Source organism: Alteromonas sp. Cnat3-28, assembly GCF_022348265.1.
Lineage (GTDB): Bacteria > Pseudomonadota > Gammaproteobacteria > Enterobacterales > Alteromonadaceae > Alteromonas > Alteromonas macleodii.
Genome location: NZ_JAKREY010000006.1, coordinates 37195 through 58417, shown reverse-complemented (window position 1 = coordinate 58417; position 21223 = coordinate 37195). Strand labels below are relative to the sequence as shown.

At 46.2% G+C, this 21223-nt stretch carries 12 protein-coding genes; 7 read left to right on the top strand and 5 right to left on the bottom strand.

What is annotated here, in order from left to right; translation table 11 throughout:
• The first annotated feature begins 22 nt into the window (after window positions 1-22).
• The 4 genes from prpC to MHM87_RS07960 all read left to right on the top strand — a co-directional run bounded on the left by prpC (window position 23) and on the right by MHM87_RS07960 (window position 6328).
• Entirely contained in the window at window positions 23-1147 is a 1125-nt protein-coding gene (prpC, locus tag MHM87_RS07975; RefSeq protein WP_239258501.1) for a 2-methylcitrate synthase, read from the top strand.
• 18 nt (window positions 1148-1165) lie between these two features.
• Window positions 1166-3757 carry a Fe/S-dependent 2-methylisocitrate dehydratase AcnD gene (gene acnD, locus MHM87_RS07970; RefSeq protein ID WP_239258499.1) on the top strand — a complete coding sequence of 864 codons (2592 nt, stop codon included), beginning with the start codon at window positions 1166-1168 and terminating at the stop codon, window positions 3755-3757.
• A gap of 11 nt (window positions 3758-3768) precedes the next feature.
• Entirely contained in the window at window positions 3769-4950 is a 1182-nt protein-coding gene (prpF, locus tag MHM87_RS07965; RefSeq protein WP_239258497.1) for a 2-methylaconitate cis-trans isomerase PrpF, read from the top strand.
• Between the two features lie 121 nt (window positions 4951-5071).
• Window positions 5072-6328 carry a diguanylate cyclase gene (locus tag MHM87_RS07960; RefSeq protein ID WP_239258495.1) on the top strand — a complete coding sequence of 419 codons (1257 nt, stop codon included), beginning with the start codon at window positions 5072-5074 and terminating at the stop codon, window positions 6326-6328.
• Between the two features lie 10 nt (window positions 6329-6338).
• On the opposite strand, the gene MHM87_RS07955 is transcribed toward MHM87_RS07960, so the two are convergent.
• The 5 genes from MHM87_RS07955 to MHM87_RS07935 form a co-directional block, all read right to left on the bottom strand.
• Complete coding sequence (locus MHM87_RS07955; RefSeq protein ID WP_239258493.1) at window positions 6339-7916, bottom strand: sodium/solute symporter; 1578 nt, start codon at window positions 7914-7916, stop codon at window positions 6339-6341.
• 101 nt (window positions 7917-8017) lie between these two features.
• On the bottom strand, window positions 8018-9724 hold the full coding sequence (locus tag MHM87_RS07950) for a PH domain-containing protein (RefSeq protein ID WP_239258491.1): 1707 nt from the start codon (window positions 9722-9724) through the stop codon (window positions 8018-8020).
• Complete coding sequence (locus tag MHM87_RS07945) at window positions 9724-10278, bottom strand: PH domain-containing protein (protein WP_061486464.1); 555 nt, start codon at window positions 10276-10278, stop codon at window positions 9724-9726. The genes MHM87_RS07950 and MHM87_RS07945 overlap by 1 nt, the downstream gene beginning before the upstream one ends.
• Window positions 10279-10518: 240 nt before the next feature.
• A complete protein-coding gene (arcB, locus tag MHM87_RS07940; RefSeq protein WP_239258489.1) occupies window positions 10519-12873 on the bottom strand; it encodes an aerobic respiration two-component sensor histidine kinase ArcB in 2355 nt (784 codons plus the stop codon).
• Window positions 12874-12972: 99 nt separating this feature from the next.
• Window positions 12973-13908 (bottom strand): N-acetylmuramoyl-L-alanine amidase, encoded by a 936-nt coding sequence (locus MHM87_RS07935; RefSeq protein WP_239258487.1) that lies wholly within the window; start codon window positions 13906-13908, stop codon window positions 12973-12975.
• A 662-nt stretch (window positions 13909-14570) separates the two neighbouring features.
• Between MHM87_RS07935 and gltB the strand changes: the two genes are divergently transcribed.
• The 3 genes from gltB to MHM87_RS07920 all read left to right on the top strand — a co-directional run bounded on the left by gltB (window position 14571) and on the right by MHM87_RS07920 (window position 21117).
• Window positions 14571-19037, top strand: a complete 4467-nt coding sequence (gltB, locus tag MHM87_RS07930; RefSeq protein ID WP_239258485.1) for a glutamate synthase large subunit — start codon at window positions 14571-14573, stop codon at window positions 19035-19037.
• 13 nt (window positions 19038-19050) lie between these two features.
• Window positions 19051-20466 carry an FAD-dependent oxidoreductase gene (locus tag MHM87_RS07925; RefSeq protein WP_239258483.1) on the top strand — a complete coding sequence of 472 codons (1416 nt, stop codon included), beginning with the start codon at window positions 19051-19053 and terminating at the stop codon, window positions 20464-20466.
• Window positions 20467-20667: 201 nt separating this feature from the next.
• Window positions 20668-21117: a hypothetical protein gene (locus MHM87_RS07920; RefSeq protein ID WP_239258481.1), complete on the top strand. Its 450-nt coding sequence runs from the start codon at window positions 20668-20670 to the stop codon at window positions 21115-21117.
• The last annotated feature ends 106 nt before the right edge of the window (window positions 21118-21223 follow it).

Genomic DNA, 21223 nt, shown 5'->3' with positions numbered 1-21223 from the left:
TTACAAGACCGGAGACAACAAGATGGCTAAACAGTTAAGTGGCGCGGGTTTACGCGGCCAAGTTGCAGGTAAAACAGCATTATCAACCGTAGGTAAATCAGGTTCTGGTTTAACGTATCGTGGCTACGACGTAAAAGACTTAGCGCAAAACTGTCAATTTGAAGAAGTGGCGTACCTTATTCTAAAGGGCAAGCTTCCTAACCAATCTGAGCTAGACGCTTATAAAACAAAACTTCGCGGCATGCGCGGCCTTCCATCAGCACTTAAAGAAGTGCTAGAGCGCATTCCAAAAAATGCCCACCCAATGGACGTACTTCGCACGGGCTGTTCAATGCTAGGTAACCTTGAAATGGAAACCAGCTTCGACCAGCAACAAGATGTTACGGATCGCATGTTAGCTTGCTTCCCAAGTATCATTTGTTACTGGTACCGCTTCTCGCACGACGGCGTGCGCGTAGACGTTGAAACCGATGACGACTCAATTGGAGGTCACTTCCTTCATATGCTTCATGGCGAAAAGCCACGTGAACTTCATGAACAGGTTATGCATGTATCGTTAATTCTTTATGCAGAGCATGAATTTAACGCGTCTACCTTCACTGCACGTGTTTGCGCTTCAACCTTATCTGATATGCATTCTTGTGTAACGGGTGCTATCGGCTCACTTCGCGGCCCGCTTCACGGTGGTGCTAACGAAGCCGCCATGGAAATGATCGAGGGCTTTACCTCTGCTGATGACGCAGAAGAAAAAATGATGGGCATGCTTGAGCGCAAAGAGAAGATCATGGGCTTTGGCCATGCTATTTACTCAGACTCTGACCCGCGTAACGAAATTATCAAGCAATGGTCTGAAAAACTGGCTGCTGATGTGGGTGACGACGTACTTTACCCTGTGTCTGTTCGCTGTGAAGAAGTGATGTGGCGCGAGAAGAAACTTTTCTGTAACGCCGATTTCTTCCACGCCTCTGCGTATAACTTCATGGGTATTCCTACACCGCTATTTACGCCAATCTTCGTAATGTCTCGTCTAACTGGTTGGGCGGCACACGTTATGGAACAGCGCGCTGACAACCGTATTATTCGTCCATCAGCAGAATACACAGGCGAAGAACTACGCCCAGTGCCAGCTATTAGCGAACGCGCTTAAGATTAAGGTTGGGGTTTTATGAATATTGATTACCGTAAACCGCTTCCTAACGCGGGTATCGATTTTTTCGATACCCGTGAAGCGGTAGATGCTATTGAGCCTGGCGCCTACGCCAAGCTGCCTTACACCTCACGTGTACTGGCTGAGAACTTGGTGCGCAAATGCGCACCTGAAATGCTTACCGACTCACTTAAACAGCTGATTTATCGCAAGCGCGACTTGGACTTTCCGTGGTTTCCTGCTCGCGTGGTGTGTCATGATATCTTAGGGCAAACGGCACTGGTAGACTTAGCGGGCCTTCGCGATGCTATTGCAGCAAAAGGCGGCGATCCGGCTAAAGTAAACCCGGTTGTGCCAACCCAACTGATTGTTGATCACTCGTTAGCCGTTGAACACGCTGGTTTTGAAAAAGATGCGTTTGAGAAAAACCGCGCTATTGAAGACAGACGCAACGACGACCGTTTCCACTTTATTAACTGGACAAAAACGGCGTTTAAAAACGTAGATGTTATCCCTCCGGGTAACGGCATTATGCACCAAATTAACTTAGAGCGTATGTCGCCGGTTATTCAAGCTCGCGATGGTGTAGCCTTCCCAGACACACTAGTAGGTACCGACAGCCACACGCCGCATGTTGATGCACTTGGTGTAATTGCCGTAGGCGTTGGCGGCCTTGAAGCTGAAAGCGTTATGCTGGGCCGTGCGTCATATATGCGCTTGCCTGATATTGTAGGTGTTGAGCTAACGGGCAAACCACAGCCAGGCATTACCGCAACCGACATTGTATTAGCGTTAACTGAATTTTTGCGTAAAGAGCGCGTAGTCTCCGCATATCTTGAATTCTATGGTGAAGGTGCATCGCACCTGACGCTGGGCGACCGCGCTACCATTTCGAACATGACACCGGAATACGGTGCCACTGCAGCCATGTTCTACATTGACCAGCAAACTATTGATTACTTACGCCTAACAGGACGTGAGGAAAAGCAAATTGCGCTAGTTGAGCAATATGCTAAGCACACAGGTTTATGGGCTGATGATTTAGAAACTGCCGAGTATGAGCGGGTGCTTACGTTCGACCTTTCTGCTGTTGGCCGTAACATGGCTGGCCCTTCTAACCCACACGCACGTTTACCTACCAGCGATTTAGAAAGTCGCGGTATAGCAGCGAAGTGGACCGAAGAGGAAGGCAAAATGCCTGATGGCGCGGTTATTATCGCGGCAATCACAAGCTGTACTAATACATCGAACCCACGCAATGTAATTGCTGCAGGTTTACTTGCTCGAAATGCCAACGCGCGCGGTTTAACCCGTAAGCCGTGGGTTAAGAGCTCACTAGCACCAGGCTCTAAGGCCGTTAAGCTGTATCTTGAAGAAGCTAACCTGATGAGCGAGCTGGAAGATTTAGGCTTTGGCGTGGTTGCCTTTGCGTGTACTACCTGTAACGGTATGAGCGGCGCGCTAGACCCCAAAATTCAGCAAGAGATCATCGACCGCGATCTTTACTCAACAGCAGTATTGTCGGGTAACCGTAACTTCGACGGCCGTATTCACCCTTACGCAAAGCAAGCATTCTTAGCATCGCCACCACTAGTTGTGGCGTATGCTATTGCCGGTACCGTGCGCTTTGATATTGAAAAAGACGTATTGGGCACCGACAAAGACGGCAACCCGGTAACGCTGAAAGACATTTGGCCAAGCGATGAAGAAATTGACGCTATTGTAGCGAAATCGGTGAAGCCAGAGCACTTCAGAAAAGTGTACGAGCCAATGTTCGATTTAAGCGTGGACTACGGCAAAGACATTAATCCGCTTTATGACTGGCGTGAAATGAGCACCTACATTCGTCGCCCGCCCTATTGGGAAGGCGCAATGGATGCTGAGCGCACCATGAAAGGTATGCGTCCACTGGCTATTTTGGGAGATAACATCACCACCGATCACTTGTCGCCTTCAAACGCTATTTTAGCCAGCAGTGCCGCGGGTGAATACCTCCACAAAATGGGCTTACCGGAAGAAGACTTTAACTCGTATGCCACACACCGTGGTGACCACTTAACCGCACAGCGCGCTACCCTTGCGAACCCGAAAGTTTTCAACGAGATGGTGCTGGAAAACGGTGAAGTGAAGCAAGGTTCACTGGCGCGCGTTGAGCCAGAAGGACAAGTTATGCGCATGTGGGAAGCTATTGAAACCTACATGAACCGCAGACAGCCGCTGATTATTGTTGCTGGCGCTGACTACGGTCAGGGCTCGTCACGAGACTGGGCAGCTAAAGGCGTACGTCTTGCCGGTGTTGAAGTGATTGTAGCTGAAGGTTTCGAACGTATTCACCGTACTAATCTTATTGGTATGGGCGTATTACCCCTTGAGTTTAAGCCGGGCACTACGCGTAAAACACTAGAGCTAGATGGCACAGAAACTTACGACGTAAGCGGCGAACCGTCACCAGGTGCAACGCTAACACTGGTAGTGAACCGTCAAAACGGCGAGCAATTAGAAGTACCGGTAACCTGTCGCCTAGATACCGCAGAAGAAGTCTCTATTTACAGCGCAGGCGGTGTATTACAGCGCTTCGCCAAGGACTTCTTAGAAGCTGAAGCTAGCTGAGGGGAAAAAACATGACAAAGTATGCGCCACAACTTCGAGTACCGGCTACCTACATGCGTGGCGGTACCAGTAAGGGTGTGTTTTTCAATTTAACCGATTTGCCAGAAGCCGCGCAAAAGCCAGGTCCGGCGCGCGATGCCCTGCTTCTGCGCGTAATTGGCAGCCCCGATCCATACGGTAAACAAACTGACGGTATGGGTGGTGCTACATCAAGTACCAGCAAAACCGTTATCTTAAGCAAAAGTGAACGTGAAGGTTACGATGTCGACTATCTGTTTGGGCAAGTTGCCATAGATAAACCATTCGTAGACTGGAGCGGTAACTGCGGAAACCTAACGGCAGCCGTGGGCGCTTTTGCGATAACCAATGGACTGGTAGATAAAAGTAAAATTCCAGAAAACGGCATTGCCACCGTCAATATTTGGCAAGCCAATATCAACAAAGCCATTATCGCTAAGGTGCCAATGACTAACGGGGAAGTACAGGAAACGGGTGATTTTGAACTAGACGGTGTCACCTTCCCTGCCGCAGAAGTAGAAGTAGCCTTCGTAGACCCAGCTGACGGTGAAGGGGCAATCTTCCCGACAGGACGATTAGTCGACACACTTGAAGTTTCAGGCGTAGGCTCACTTCAGGCGACCATGATAAACGCGGGTATTCCGACTATTTTCATCAACGCAGAGGATATTGGCTACACAGGCACTGAACTGCAGGATGATATAAACAGCGACTCCGAGGCGCTGTCCAAGTTCGAAGCAATTCGTGCACACGGCGCGGTTCAGATGGGGCTCATCAATGATGTGGGTGAAGCTGCAAACAGGCAGCACACACCAAAAGTCGCGTTCGTTGCACCTCCAAGAGGTTACCAAGCATCCAGTGGCAAAGATATTTTGGGTTCAGACATTGATGTATTGGTTCGCGCACTGTCTATGGGGAAACTTCATCATGCTATGATGGGCACGGCAGCAGTCGCGATCGCAGCGGCTGCGGCGATACCCGGCACTCTTGTAAATATCGCAGCTGGCGGCGACGAAAGAGACTCGGTTACTTTCGGGCACCCATCTGGAACGCTCAGAGTAGGAGCAAAAGCTACGTTTGAAGACGACAAGTGGCAAATTAAGCAAGCTGTAATGAGCAGAAGTGCGCGTGTTTTGATGGAAGGCTCTGTGCGTATTCCGGTTGAACAAAGTTAATACAACACAGTGTTACATAAGATAAAAGTTATTTAGACATTAGTTTAAAAAGCCCTCTTGCAGAGGGCTTTTTCGTCTGCAATTGGTTATTATCGAAGCCTAAGTGCCGAGAGTAAATCACATGTATAAAGTTCTTGTAGTAGAAGACAGTCTCACTGTCCGTAAGATTGTAAACAAACTTATTGAGGATAATCCTCACTTTACGTGTGATCTGTGCGAAGATCTTGCGGAAGCGAAAAGTGCCCTCGAGAGCGATACCGAATACTTGGCAGCTATCGTCGACTTAAACCTTCCCGACGCGCCCAACGGCGAGAGCGTTGAACTTGCACTTTCCTACAACGTTCCAACAATCGTGCTTACTGGGAATTTCGACGAATTTACTCGTGCTCAGCTACTCGATCAGGGCGTACTGGATTACATCACAAAAGAGTCTCGCTATTCATACCTTCAAGTGTCTAAACTTGTAGACCGCTTAAGAAAGAACCTCACTACCAAAGTGTTGGTAGTGGAAGATTCTAGAACGAGCCGAAATCACATTTGCTCATTACTTCGCAAATTCCAATTTCAGGTGCATGAAGCAAACGATGGCTTAGAAGCTTTGGAAGAGCTTGATAATCACCGCGATATTAAAATGGTTATTGCCGATCACCGTATGCCCAATATGGACGGTTATGAACTGGTTAAAGCAATACGCCACGAAAAACGCATGCAAGACTTGGTATTTATCGGTTTATCGGCAAACGGCGATAGCGTGTTGACCTCGAAATTCATTAAAAGCGGCGCCAATGACTTCTTGTCCAAACCGTTTTATCACGAAGAATTCTACTGCAGAATTATGCAAAACCTTGAATCACAAGAAATGATTCAAACTATTAGAAATTCAGCAAACTTAGACCCGCTAACTAAGGTATATAATCGCCGTTTTCTCTACGAAAGAGCAGAAGAGTTATTTGCAAATAAAGCGTCGAGAAAGGATGTCATTGTGTCTATGATCGATGCTGACAACTTCAAGAGCGTAAACGATACGTACGGCCATAAAACGGGTGACATGTTATTGCAGGAATTTGCTGCATTGTTAAAAGATTACTTCCCTGACGACCTAATTGTGCGCTACGGTGGCGAAGAATTTACGGTGGTATCGGTGAGGCCGCCCAAGGTGTATTTATCGGCGCTTTCAGCGTTTATGGATGCAGTGCGCTCTACTATTTTTACCAATCACAAGTTTAATATTACGTGCAGTATCGGTGTATGTACTGAGGAACACAAGTGCTTGGAGTCGCAGTTAGAAGTGGCTGACGCGCGCTTGTACGAAGCTAAGCACGCGGGCAAAGATCAAGTTATTCTGAGAGACTCAGTCGCCAAAACAGTAGAGGCGTAAATCACTGAGTCTACTGCAGCCAACGCGGCATTAAGTAGCAAACAACGACCAATAAGCAAAAATAGCCAAGCAATAGGGTGGCAATCGGCTTATCAATCAGTAAGCGACGTTGACCAGAGGTGGTGATCGTCGCTGTATCGTTTTTATCATTAGCTGACAAAGCAGACAAGATAATAGCGGGTATCACTGTGCTCGCGAACCCCGTTACATTCCACCAAAACCAAAACACGTCCTCGACAAAAAATGCGAACGACAAATTAGTCAGCACGCCACACATCAGGCCGGTATTGACCTGTGTGGCATTTATCTTCTTCGTTAGCATGCCAAGTAGAAACACAGCCAAGACAGGACCAAAAAAAACAGAGCCCACTTTGTTCACCGCTTCTATTACGGTAGGCGCTATATCGCCAGCATTGAGCGAAAGCAGCAAAATAATCCCTCCCCAAAGCAAGCCCGCAAACTTAGCATGACTCAGGTAGCCTTCAGGTTTTGCGCGTTTCCGAGTGAGTTTGAAATAATCTTCAAGCGAAACAGCGGCAAGAGAGTTTATTGCTGAGCTCAGTGATGACATGGCTGCAGCAAGAATAGCGACCACAAGCAAGCCGATAAGCCCATGAGGTAAATAATTAAGAATAAAGACCGGCATAAGCCAGTCCGGATTATCTTTAGGAATTTGCGATAGCAAGTTGGCGTCGTTAAACGCTAGTGTGCCGACCACCAAGCCTGCTAAACAATATAGAAGTGTTATAGGGAACCTGAAAATGCCATTGGCTAACATCATCTTTTTAAGATCGCTTTCCGATTTCGCTGACAATGCCCTCTGTGCTTCTGATTGATCACAACCGTAGTATGAGGCGTAGAGGATCACGCCACCTAGCACCATAGGAAAAAAGCCGAAGCCGTCACCATCAAAACCCAGAGATGAAAAATTAAGGGTAGAGACCCGCTCGCTTGGAAGTAACTGTAAAAAGTGCTCCCAACCGCCTAATGCGTTAAGACCAAAAGCAATGCAGATAGCTGTGCCCAAAACGATGACAACCATTTGTACCGCGTCACCATATACAACTGCTTTCATGCCTCCTTGTAAGGAGTACAAAACGGTAATCACACCAATGAGTAATATTGCCTGCGTGGATGAAACCTGCATGGTTCCTTGCAATATAATGGATAGCGCGTAAACCATTATGCCGGTAGCGAAGGCCCTGCTAAATTGAAATACAACACTGATACAAATACGGGTAGAGGTAGAGAAACGTCGCTCAAGATAGTCATAAATACTCACCACACCGCTTCGGTATAATGTAGGCAACACGGTGCTAATGAGTAAAAGCATGGCTAACGGAACTGCTAGTTCATAAGAGAGCCAAATCAGCCCTCCACCCTCACGGAAGCCGACAAATGCAGGAGCGGAAATGAAACTGACCGCCGAGAGTTGCGTCGCCATCACTGAAAGTAACAGCGGTTTCCAACTTAAGCTTCTTCCAGCGAGAAAATAATCTTTCTTTGACTGCTGTCCACGCAAGCTAAAGCCGATGACGAGTAAAGTGATGAGGTAAATCGCGATGACACTGTAATCAAGAATATCCATATAGACGCAAGGTTAAGCAACTAAATACCTACCATTACATAAACTCGGTCTATTTGCATAAAAAACGTATAAAAAAGCAGCGCTCAAAGAAACAGTGTACGTTACATCCAAGACCTTCTGGTTGACTCCACCTCGAATAGCACACTATCTGCTAGTTTATTAACGTAGTCTTCTGGTAGAAACGGCACAGTCACCGCCCCCGAAGCCAGTACAAACTTAACGGTGGCCTGTTTTCTTCGCTTCATAAACACGCTTTGCTTAACGATAACTTGCTGCGCTTTATAGGGCTCAAAGCATTGATAGTCGATGCCTATTCTACCTCGCCTTATATAAACGTACTTACTGTCGTAGGCTATACCCCATCGCCACCACCTAAGCGTGAGTAACAGCGATACCGCACAAAAGACAACGAGTGAACCTAGCATAATATCTAGATGGGACGACACAGCGCCTATGATGAAAAAGGTAATAAAAGGCAACGTCCAGCCCGCAAGCAACCAAAAAGTAATAAATCGCTTACTAATGGTTTGATAATCTTGACCTCGCAGGTCACATCCTGGCATCACTTCTTGACTAAGCGCGAAGGCTTCATCTTCGGTTACCGATGGCACAATAAGCTTATTTGGCGACATCAGTTCTTGCATTTGTTGCCCAGCCGTTGAGTTCTGCTCAAAATACAAATTCACCCGCTTTAGTATTTTATCCAGCCAGTCTTGCTTCGCCGTAATCATTTGGATGCGTGAAGCTCGCATGCTGACTTCCAGTTTATTAAGCAAGCCGCTGCGACGGATATAGCGATCACCTGTTCGTGAAAGTGTGTAGCCGTAAAAAGTGAAAAGCGCGCCACCAACACTCAGTAGTGCCACTAACGCCATAAGCATCATGAGAATGACAAAGGCATACAATCCAAATTGCCACCACGCAACCGTTTGTTCACCAACCAGCTGATTAAGCTGCAAGCCTTTATCGGCTAACCACTCTGAAACCAGACCGAACACATCGTCATAAAAAGGTGCCGCAGCACCCAGTATGATCCACACGCGATTGTTGGTGATACCGTGAATAATAATGTCTTTCACGGACCGTCGATTTAATACTTCTTCATTTGAATGGGAAGAATCTATCGCTTTAGTGCGCGTTCGTGGCGTGGGAAAAGACGAACTCTGCTCGTCGGATAAATCTTCATTTGGCAAACAATCCAGGTCACCCTCATCGTGCAGCGCTTTTTCATACAACACCTGCTTTTTGAGCGCTTCAGCATAATCTTCAGGAACCGCTACAATTTTAGCTTCTTCTTTCCCACTTCCTGCGGTATCAAGCACAACTAACGCGTACCCAAAAGGTCGGTAATAAAAAGGGTGTTCTATCTTAACGTTTTGAATACGCCACAAAGGCAAGTTGGTATAGCGGCGTTGAAACACGCCATGATGAATCTCAACGTGCTGGTTGTGCACGCGAAACTTGTACATTAAAAAGCTTATTACGCCGCTAACACTGGTAGATAGAAAAAGGATTCCAGCACCGATTAGTACTTCAGGCGACAGCAGGTTATCCCAAATATTGAACGATATGGCTAAGGCGGGAATGGAATAAATAAGCACTTGAGCCGAGTTGGTAAAATTGCGAATAGTAAAGTACAAAATAGAAATTAGAGAGAGGCGCTGCCACTCATCACCCGTTTCTACTTTAAGTTTCGGTTCTTCCATATTAGCATCTTGCCCATGGGACTTGAGCGCAGCATCTTCTTTCAGCTCTTTTGACTGATTAAGTGTAGGCGCTTGGTGTGAGGGCGTTTCTGATACCGTCATTAGCGTGCACCTATGTCTTTATGAGCAAGAATGAACTCACGCAACTGCTCTGCCCTTTCAATGCTTAACCCCGGTATTTCAAACGTGTGCATTTCACCACCAGCCGAAAACACCTGAAGTGAGGCAAGACCCGCCCACCTGTCCAATGGACCGCGATTAACCTCTACATGCTGAACACGCAAAATAGGTTGGCACGAAAGTTTTCTAAAAATTAGCCCTGACTGCTTACTGATGTCTTGCTCTCGAATAGCATAAAATATGCGTACATCAGCAAAAAAGTGGTACAGCGCCCATAGAGAGCCTACAGCGACGATACCAGCAACAACATACGGGTAGGCTTGCAGCAGTCCTTCTGGCAATGACCAAAAGCTTTGGAATCGTAACGCAGAAGCAATACCGATTAGCACTAAGGCTATCAATCCAATGGAGAGGATATTTAGTGTCCGGTACTTTTTGGATATAGGAAGTAATGCGAGCGTTTGAAGTGAGGGAATTTCCTCAACACTGAGCTGATTATTTGAAAACACGGTTTCTTGTTGTGCGCTAATTGTCATCGCATTAATTCCTTTTACCACTGTATAAATAAGATCAGCCTGCCGCCTTTTTTTAAGGAGAGGCTTAGCTACTTAACTACTTAGCTACTTAGCTACTTTGCTACTTAGCTACTTTGCTACTTTGCTACTTTGCTACTTTGCAACGCTGCTCTGAACGCTTTCTCTAGCGCACTTTTTATAACAAAAAAGAGGGCAAGCCCTCTTTTTTTACGTTTCCTATTAAAGAGCGCGTTATGCTAACTAGTCATCAACCTGCTGTTCATTCAGCCAATCGTGTAGTGCCTTCATGTCGTGCTGAACCGCCATTTGTAGCTCTTCCACCCAATCATGCACGTTCTCCCACCATGTAGGGTGGTCGCCCTGTTGAATTTGATTCGCAATACGCTGTACACGAGCCAAACCAACAGAGCCGGCGGCGCCTTTAATTTTGTGAGCCTGTGAGCACACTTCTGACTTTTCGTCCGCACTTAAGCTTAGCTGCAGTATTTCCATGTATTCAGGCATTTTTTCTTGGAATACTTTAACGCTAGCGCGCACCATTTCATCCCCTATGGTATCAACTAACATCTGTAACAAGTCCATATCTAAAATGTTACTTAATGTTTTGTTAGGTTCAGGGCGCTCTACTTCGCCATCAATTTCAAGCGGTGCAGGTGGTGCATGGAACAGCTCGTTAAACACCTCGATAACGCGAGATTTTTTAATCGGCTTCGCAATAACGTCATCCATACCGTTTTCTAAGTATTCATCACGCTTTTTAATGACGTTTGCCGTTAGCGCCACGATGGGCGTTTGCATAACCAGATCTTCTTCAATAATCGTACTTGCCACATCGAATCCGGTCATGTCAGGCAATTGAATATCAAGCAAGATAAGGTCGTATTGGTTTTCCCTGACTTTGTCTATGGCTTCTTGACCGGTCATTGCTACATCGACTTTCTGGCCAAGCTTCTCGAGCAAGGCTTTAGCGACCATTACGTTCAATTCAATATCTTCTACTAACAAGATATTGAGCCCTGTCACTTGAAGCTGCGCGACTTTCATCGGGCTATTAGAAATTTGAACTGGCAACACAATTTCAAAACGGGTGCCTTTACCCACTTTACTTGAAACGTGAATTTCACCTTTCATCAAGTCGACCATTTGCTTACAAATTGCCAATCCAATACCGGTACCTGTGGCCGATTGGTGGTCAGGGTGATCAACCTGATAGTACATGGCAAAAATCTTATCAATTTCGCTTTCAGGAATACCTACGCCCGTGTCTTCAATCGCAAATGTTACATACGCCTTATCACCATCAGGTTTCGTCGATGAAACCGTTAGACTTACGTGACCTTTTTGTGTGAACTTCACTGCGTTAAACAGGATGTTCCATAATATCTGACGAAGGCGCGTACCATCTATTTCAACAAGACGGGGAAGCGGCTCGTTAATTGTCGTTTTAAGCTCTAGCTGTTTGTCGGCTGCAAGCAGGCGAATAATGCTGCTAAGTTCTTCGGTAAAGTCTTTCAACGATATGGTTTTTAGACTCAGCTCAAGCTTATCTCTGTCTAACTTATCAAGGTCGATAATATCGTTAAAAATATTACCTAATGTTATAGCGCTGGCGTATATCGTACTTACCCAGTTAAATTGTTCTTCACTCAACTCGGTATCACGCAGCATACGGCTTAAGCCCACAATACCATTTAGCGGTGTGCGTAGCTCATGACTTATGGTTGCGATAAAGCGAGTTTTGTCGGTACTTGCTTTTGCAGCAGCATTTTCAGCTTGCTTACGCTCAGTCATGTCTCGACCGAACGACAACAAGCCAAGGCGATTACCGTCTTTATCGAAGAAAGGTACACGCTTCATTTCGAAGTAACGACGACGTCCATCAGCAAAGCGAAGCCACAGCTCTTCTGTGATACTGGCGTTGGTTTCTAGAACTTCGTGATCACTCGCTACAATTTGGCGGGCAAGCTCTTCCTCATATACGTCTTTTGGCGTTAAGCCAAGCAGCTCTTGCTCGGTTTTGCCCGTCATAAGCTCCGCTATACGGTTACAACCAGCAAACCTGCCTTCTTCATTTCGGTAATATATTAAGTCTGGCGAGGCATCGATGATTGAACGTAACAAGGTTGATAAGCGGCGTGCTTGTGCTTCTTGTTCTGATTTATCCTGAATTTCTTTTTCTAAGTCTTTAAACAGCGCCTCACGCTCTTCTTGTGCTTGCTTGCGCTGCTCTATCTCGTGATTAAGCTGTCTGATGTTGCTTTGAAGTTCGCGGTTAAGAAAGACATCTTCTTCACGCAAACTTTCTAACTGGCTTACCACTTCCTTTAAGTTGGTACGTGAGTTTTCTAATTGCTTGATTAACTCACTAAAGAAATAAAGTACCCAAGGCGCAGATAACATGGTCAGTACTACAGCACTGATGAAGTCATCGGGCTGAACCTGGCTTCCCATGCTCACGCGAATTACGTATGAGCCCCCTAGCGTAAACACAAGCGAAAGAACAACAAACAATATGCTGAGCTTTAGAGTGCCAAAACGCTGAACAAATTGGGCAAAGCGAATTGCCCAAGAATCGTTTGGTGAATCTGAATGCATGTACGTCTAATATAAGCTTATTTTGCGGTTATCCTATCAGGCTTTCCTCTTTTCGGGAATGCGGTTTGTCAAAGCATAACTCTGTGGCCCTGCTCAGAATTAGGATTTGAAAGGCGACTTTTCAGTAATTTCATTAATGTATTTGGTATTCACCCATCCCACCTTCGTGTAAGACACTTTCGCCCACTCCCCTCGCTTTTCCAGTATTTTTAGCACTTCGCCCTTATTCAAACCGTTCTCGACAGTTGGGTACGAAACATCTGGCCCTTTTCTCACATTCAGCGAATTGGCACTTACATTGGCCACCCGCTTTACAGGGCTAGCGAGATCCCGCTGAATTTGGTCATGCGCCTCTCGCTGTGAATTCGAATCACTTGACTCAGTTGCCCACGTTTCACTATCACTTTGCAAAACAGCGGCTTTGAGTCTTTGAAGGGGAAAAGCGGGGCCAGGATCGACCTTTCGTGACGGCGCTATTTCTTCATGCCCGACGATAGTAGAGATGTTGTAGTGGCTACACAACGCTTTACACAGCGATAGCGTCCTAACAATTTGTACGTCGGTGTACTTGTGCCAATAGCCCATAGACTGTTGGTTAATGTGCTGGGCAGCTAATACTTCATTCTCGCCAAAAATTTCGCCAAACCAACTTTCAAAGGTGCCGTCTCCTCTAGCCTTAAGCTGGCCGGCATTGTCTAATTCAATGCCGATAGAGTACTGATTCAAGCCACTACGCCCCTCGTAATAACTTTCTCCTGCGTGCCACGCTATTTTATTGGTCGGAAGCATTTGAACAATGTCACCATTGCGTCCAACGGCAAAGTGAGCTGACACACCGCTATCGGCGTTGGTCAAGACATTCACCGAAGATGAAAGGCTACTGCCGGCGGTAAAATGAATAACAATAGTATCGGGAGATCCAGATTGAAAACGCCCAGATGTATTAGGAGAAAGCCTGAAGGTGATGTTGTCGCCAGTTAGAATATGATCATCTATACTAAATGTAGGCAGTGGTGAAGCATGTAGTGTATTCATACAATAATCCTTATTGTCTTAACAGCACGCCACCACAGTGAATTTTTATTCTTCGCCTTCCACATAAGCGTACACTCAATTCACACACAGGGCTCTCTATCAACATCCTTCAGCGCACCACGAGCCTTACCTGTGGTCAATTTTCAACCAATATAGCAAACTACTTATATTAGTGGAACCATAGCTTTACAAATTAATAAAAATACACCGCAAACCGCTATTGACAACATAAAACATCAATTTCAAAGCATATTTATTCATTAATAAAGCGCAAATGAGAAGTAATATCATTTATAAGGGGTGAGTTATTCACTTTGCAACACTGATAACATTTTTGTTACAAATATAAATGACGACACGTAAGCAACTGATTAATATATATTTAATTATATTTATACTAATTCACTATAAAGCTTATACTTTTAGCGTTTGATTTTAGTTTTTAATGTGGGTATTTTGTACGGCCCGCATCGCAATAATGCATAAAAATGCGGAAACGACTGGAATCCTCTAATAATAAAATAACGACAAGAAAGGCGCACGCCGCGAGCAATACCGCTCGCAGGCATAAAAGACGTCTAATAATGTTGTGATACGCAAACCTAGGCGCATCTACACGCAACGCATACCTTGCCCAGTCAAAAGGTTGAAGGAGTTAAGAGATGAGTTTATATAATCCCAATGATTCCCGGGACAACTGTGGGTTTGGCTTAATCGCTCACACTCATGGGGAAGCCAGTCATGAATTGGTAACTACTGCAATACACGGTCTTGACCGTATGCAGCATCGTGGCGGTATCGCCGCCGACGGGAAAACCGGTGACGGCTGTGGTTTATTACTACAGAAACCGGATGCGTTCTTCCATGCAATCGCCGAAGAAAATGGCTGGAAACTCAGCAAAAAATACGGCGTGGGCATGATTTTCTTAAGTCAGGACCCGGTACTTGCGCAAGCCGCGCGTGAAGTACTTAATGAAGAACTAGAAAAAGAAACACTTTCAGTAGTGGGTTGGCGCGAAGTGCCTGTCGACCACTCAGTACTGGGTGAATTAGCGCTAACGGGTGTTCCACAAATTGAACAGGTATTTGTGAACGCGCCAGCAGGTTGGAGAAAACGCGACCTTGAGCGTCGTTTGTATATGATCCGCCGCCGCGCTGAAAAACGTCTTGAGAAAGATCCCGATTTTTACGTAGCTTGTTTGTCGGGCTTGGTAACGATCTACAAAGGCTTGGTAATGCCAAAAGATTTACCCGCCTTTTATCACGATCTTGCCGATGAGCGTATGCAAAGCGCAATTTGCGTTTTCCACCAACGCTTCTCAACAAACACATTACCGCGCTGGCCTCTTGCTCAGCCTTTCCGTTTCCTTGCGCACAATGGTGAAATTAACACCATTAAAGGAAACCGCGACTGGGCCATGGCACGTGCAGCTAAATTTGCAACGCCACTTATTCCAGACCTTAAAGATGCAGCACCTTTTGTTAATACCGAAGGTTCAGACTCATCATCGCTGGATAACATGCTAGAGCTATTCTTAGCCGGCGGAATGGATTTATTCCGTGCTATGCGCTTGCTTGTTCCACCAGCCTATCAAAACAACAAAACCATGGACGATGACCTTCGTGCATTTTACGAGTTTAACTCAATGCACATGGAACCATGGGACGGCCCAGCGGGTATCGTTTTAACTAATGGTCGCCACGTAGCCTGTAACCTTGATAGAAACGGTCTACGTCCTGCACGTTACGTTATCACTAAGAACGGTTTCATTACCCTAGCCTCAGAAGTAGGTATCTGGGATTACGAGCAAGCCGATGTAATTGAAAAAGGCCGTGTAGGCCCAGGTGAAATGCTTGCTGTAGACACCTATACAGGCAAAATCTGGCGCTCTACTGAAATTGATGAAGACTTAAAAGCACGTCACCCTTATAAAGAGTGGCTAGACAAGCATATTCGTCGACTCACACCAATTGAAAAGCTTGATGCGTCATTAATTGGTAAACGTGTGTTTGACGACGATGCCATGGCGGTGTACCACAAGCTACACGCGTACAGCTATGAAGAAATTCAACAAGTTGTAAAAGTACTTGCGAAAGACGGTCAAGAAGCCGTTGGCTCAATGGGTGATGACACGCCAATGGCGGTTATGTCATCTCGTCAGCGTACGGTTTACGACTATTTCCGTCAGCAATTTGCACAGGTAACTAACCCGCCAATCGATCCGCTACGTGAAAACCACGTTATGTCGTTGGCAACCTGTATTGGCCGCGAGCAAAACGTATTTAGCGAAACCTCAGGTTACGCTGACCGCGTATTGTTTGACTCGCCAGTGCTAATGTATACCGACCTTAAGCAACTGCGCGAATTTAACCCAGACAACTACTACTCAGAAGTCGTGGAGCTTCAGTATGCGCCGCAAGAAGGTTTGAAGAAAGCCATCGAGCGCGTTTGTAACGAAGTAGAAATGCTGGTTAAAAACAAGCGTGCTGCATTCGTTATTCTGTCTGACAGAAACATTAAACAAAATCGCTTGGTTATCCCTGCTGCAATGGCAGTTGGTGCGGTACAACGTCGCTTAGTTGAAAAGTCATTGCGCTGCGATGCTAACGTTGTTGTTGAGACAGCAAGTGCCCGCGATCCACACCATTTCGCGGTGCTGATTGGCTTAGGTGCCACTGCGGTTTACCCATTCTTAGCATATGAAACTATTGAGCAGCTTTGTGAAAAAGGCGAGCTAGATATTTCTCCTATGCAGGCCACGTTGAATTACCGTAAGGGTATCAATAAAGGCTTGTACAAGATCATGTCGAAAATGGGTATTAGCACTGTTGCTAGCTACCGTAGCTCTAAACTGTTTGAAGCAGTGGGTATTAACAACGAAGTGATGAAGTTATGCTTTAAAGGTGTGACCTCACGCATTCAAGGTGCGGGCTTCGATGATTTCCAGCAAGATCTTATCAACCTAAACCGTATTGCTTGGCTTAAGCGTAAATCTGTCGATCACGGCGGCTTGCTTAAATACGTGCACGGTGGCGAATATCACGCCTATAACCCAGACGTAGTCAGTACGCTTCAAAAGGCTGTGGTGTCTGGTAACTACGACGACTACCAGCAATATGCAAAGCTTGTTAACGAGCGTGCGCCTGCGCACATTCGCGACTTGCTAGCTATAAACCCTGATTGCGACCCTATTGATATTAGTGAAGTAGAAGCACCGGAAAACTTATTCCCACGCTTTGATACTGCGGCAATGTCAATTGGTGCACTAAGCCCTGAAGCGCATGAAGCGCTAGCGATTGCCATGAACCGCCTGGGCGGTCAGTCTAACTCGGGAGAAGGTGGCGAACACCCTTCTCGCTTTGGAACTGAAAAGAACTCTAAAATTAAGCAGGTGGCTTCAGGTCGCTTTGGTGTAACGCCTCACTATTTGGTTAACGCAAACGTTATTCAAATTAAAGTGGCGCAGGGTGCAAAACCGGGTGAAGGTGGTCAGCTTCCCGGCGATAAGGTAAATAAATACATCGCACAGCTACGTTTCTCTGTGCCGGGTGTAACCCTTATTTCACCACCTCCACACCACGATATTTACTCAATTGAAGATTTGGCACAGCTAATTTTCGATTTGAAACAGGTTAATCCAACGGCACTTATATCCGTTAAGCTAGTATCTGAGCCGGGTGTTGGCACCATTGCAACGGGTGTAGCGAAAGCCTATGCCGACCTTATCACCGTTTCAGGTTACGACGGCGGTACAGGTGCAAGCCCGCTAACATCAGTTAAGTATGCGGGTAGTCCGTTCGAGCTTGGTTTATCTGAAACTCAGCAAGCGCTTATTGAAAACGGCTTACGTCACAAAGTACGCGTTCAAACCGACGGTGGTTTGAAAACAGGCTTAGACGTAGTAAAAGCCGGTATTTTAGGCGCTGAGAGCTTTGGTTTTGGTACAGGTCCAATGGTGGCTTTAGGCTGTAAATATCTACGTATTTGCCACTTGAACAACTGTGCGACCGGTGTTGCAACGCAGGATCAAAAACTGCGTGACGACCACTTCATTGGCTTACCTGATATGGTAATGAACTACTTCAAGTTTATTGCTCAAGAAGTGCGTGAAATCATGGCGTCTATGGGTATTGCTAAGTTCGACGACCTTGTTGGACGCACAGAGCTACTTAAAGTTCTAGATGGCATTACCGCTAAGCAAAACCGTTTAGATTTGTCTCCGTTGCTAGCGCAGCCTAAAGCAGGCGACCATACGCGCTTATTCTGCTCACAAACGACCAACGCACCTATCGATAAAGGTGAATTGAACGCGCAGATGCTTAAAGACGGCCAGCAAGCGGTTGTTGACGGTAAATCTATTACCCTTAAATACCCAATCCGCAATACGGATCGCTCTGTCGGCGCATTGCTATCAGGTGAAATCGCTAAACACCACGGTAACCACGACTTTGAAGATACACCTATCAAGGTTGAACTTACCGGTACAGCGGGTCAGAGTTTCGGTGTGTGGAACGCTGGCGGCCTACATATGCATCTTGAAGGCGATGCTAACGATTATGTAGGTAAAGGGATGACTGGCGGTAAGCTTGTTATCCACCCGCCGCGCGATATCTCGTATGACGCCCACGACAGCGCCATTATGGGTAACACCTGCCTTTACGGTGCAACAGGCGGTAAGCTGTTTGCTGCTGGCCGTGCTGGCGAGCGCTTTGGCGTACGTAACTCTGGTGCTATTGCGGTAGTTGAAGGCATTGGCGATAACGGCTGTGAATATATGACAGGCGGTATCGTAGCTGTACTTGGTCCGGTTGGTGTTAACTTCGGTGCCGGTATGACAGGTGGTTTTGCTTATCTTATGGATGATGGCGACGACCTTGATAACCGCGTGAATGCCGAACTGGTCGATGTAATGCCAATTGAAGATAAAGCAATTCTTGCTGAACACTTACGTGGCTTAATCAATCAGCATTACGAAGAAACAGGAAGCGAGCACTCGTTGTCGTTGCTTACTGATTTCGCCGCAACGCTGAAACGCTTCAAGCTTATTAAGCCGAAAACCAGTGATGTGAAAAACTTGCTTGGTCACATCAGTCGTTCAAGTGCTGAATTACGCATTCAGGCTCAGTAGGAGGATTTAGTTTATGGCAAAGAACGTATATCAATTTGTCGATGTTGAACGTATTGATCCGCCTAAAAAGCCGATCATGGTACGTAAACACGAGTTCGCGGAAATTTACCAGCCGCTAAGCCAATCTCAAACCGAAGGCCAAGCAGATCGCTGCTTGGACTGCGGTAACCCATACTGTGAATGGAAGTGCCCCGTGCACAACTATATTCCTCAGTGGTTAAGCTTGGCAAACGAAGGTCGCATCCTAGAAGCTGCGGAACTTTCTCACAAAACCAACAGCTTGCCTGAAGTATGTGGCCGCGTATGTCCACAGGACAGACTGTGCGAAGGTGCATGTACGCTGAATGATGATTTTGGCGCTGTTACCATTGGTAGTATTGAAAAATACATTACCGATACGGCATTCAAAATGGGCTGGCGTCCAGATATGTCTGACGTGGTATGGACCGATAAGAAAGTGGCGATTGTAGGTGCCGGCCCTGCTGGTCTTGCATGTGCTGATATTCTGGTTCGTAACGGTGTTAAACCTGTTGTTTACGACAAATACGAAGAAATTGGTGGTCTACTTACATTTGGTATTCCGTCTTTCAAATTAGAGAAAGATGTAATCAAGCTACGTCGCCAAATCTTTACCGAGATGGGTGTTGAGTTCGTACTTAACACTGAAATTGGTAAAGACATCCAGTTCCAGGATTTGCTTGATAAATACGATGCAGTATTTCTGGGCATGGGTACGTACAAGTCGATGCAAGGTGGTTTCGATAACGAACACGTTGAAGGCGTATATGATGCACTTCCTTTCCTTATCGCCAACACCAACCGCGTAATGGGCCTTGAAAAGGACCCCGCTGACTTTGTTGATATGAAAGGCAAGCGCGTAGTAGTACTAGGTGGTGGTGATACCACGATGGACTGTGTTCGCACGTCAATCCGCCAAGGCGCTGCACAAGTTACCTGTGCATATCGCCGTGATGAAGAAAGCATGCCGGGCTCTCGCCGCGAAGTTGTTAACGCAAAAGAAGAAGGGGTTGAGTTTAAATTTAATCTTCAGCCGCTAGACATCGCAGTAGACGAAAATGGTAAAGCCTGTGGCGTTAAGCTGGTTAAAACTGAAATGGGGCCGCCTGACGCCAATGGACGCCGCCGCCCTGTTGAAGTAGAGGGTTCAGAGCACGTACTAGAAGCTGACGCGGTAATTATCGCCTTCGGCTTCCAGCCCAGCCCTGCGCCATGGTTTGCTGACTTCGGCATTATGCTTGATGAAAAAGGGCGCGTACGCGCGCCATCTGCTGGCAAATTTGCTTACCAGACCTCTCACCCGCAAGTCTTTGCCGGTGGCGATATGGTACGTGGTAGTGACTTGGTTGTTACTGCTATCGACGAAGGCCGTAAAGCCGCAGAAGGGATTATGGACTATATTGGCGTTTAACCTTCGCTAACTAAGGCCTATTGTCCATTCACGAAAAGCTCGATAGTTCTGCTATCGAGCTTTTTTTATGCACACTTCGATGATACGGAAAACGCTAAAAGTATACGTTAATAGACCAAGGTTTAGTTGAAGCGCGAGAGTTACGACTCTACTATCGTTTAAGCAATTAAAGACATCGCACATCGGGTGAAGAATCTATCTATGCAGCATTTAAACATTAAGAAACTTACATTTTGTCTAACACTGGCGATAGCAGCGAGCAATGCCAGCTTAGCTGATACCATTGCTGTTGACGCTTCATTAAATGCGCAAGTTAACAACCAAACTAAGAAACAAAGCGTCAACTCTTCACCTAGTAAGCCAAGCATCATGTCTTGCCCTTCTGATTTTCAGCAAGTTAAGATTTCTGATGATGCAAGACAATGCCAAGCATTTGACGAAAGCAAGACAGCAGTAATGGTTTACCACTCTCCTCGCTCCCCGAGTGAATTACTGGATGTTTACCAAACGGCGCACCCCGCTTTAAAAACTCACACTCCAGTTAGCGGCCGCACGTTGTTATCCTCAGAAGATAAAGGGGTCAGAGTAATAATCAGCCCAGATAATACTGGCTCTCAAGTGGATATTCTTGTTACATCCACAACGAAATAAGCCCTTTTAGCAAGACAACTACGAAATCTACTCATGTTGGCATCTGCTTTGCAAAATCATCAATAACTACTCCACGGTAACAGTGAGTGTCATTTTTATGACGCTC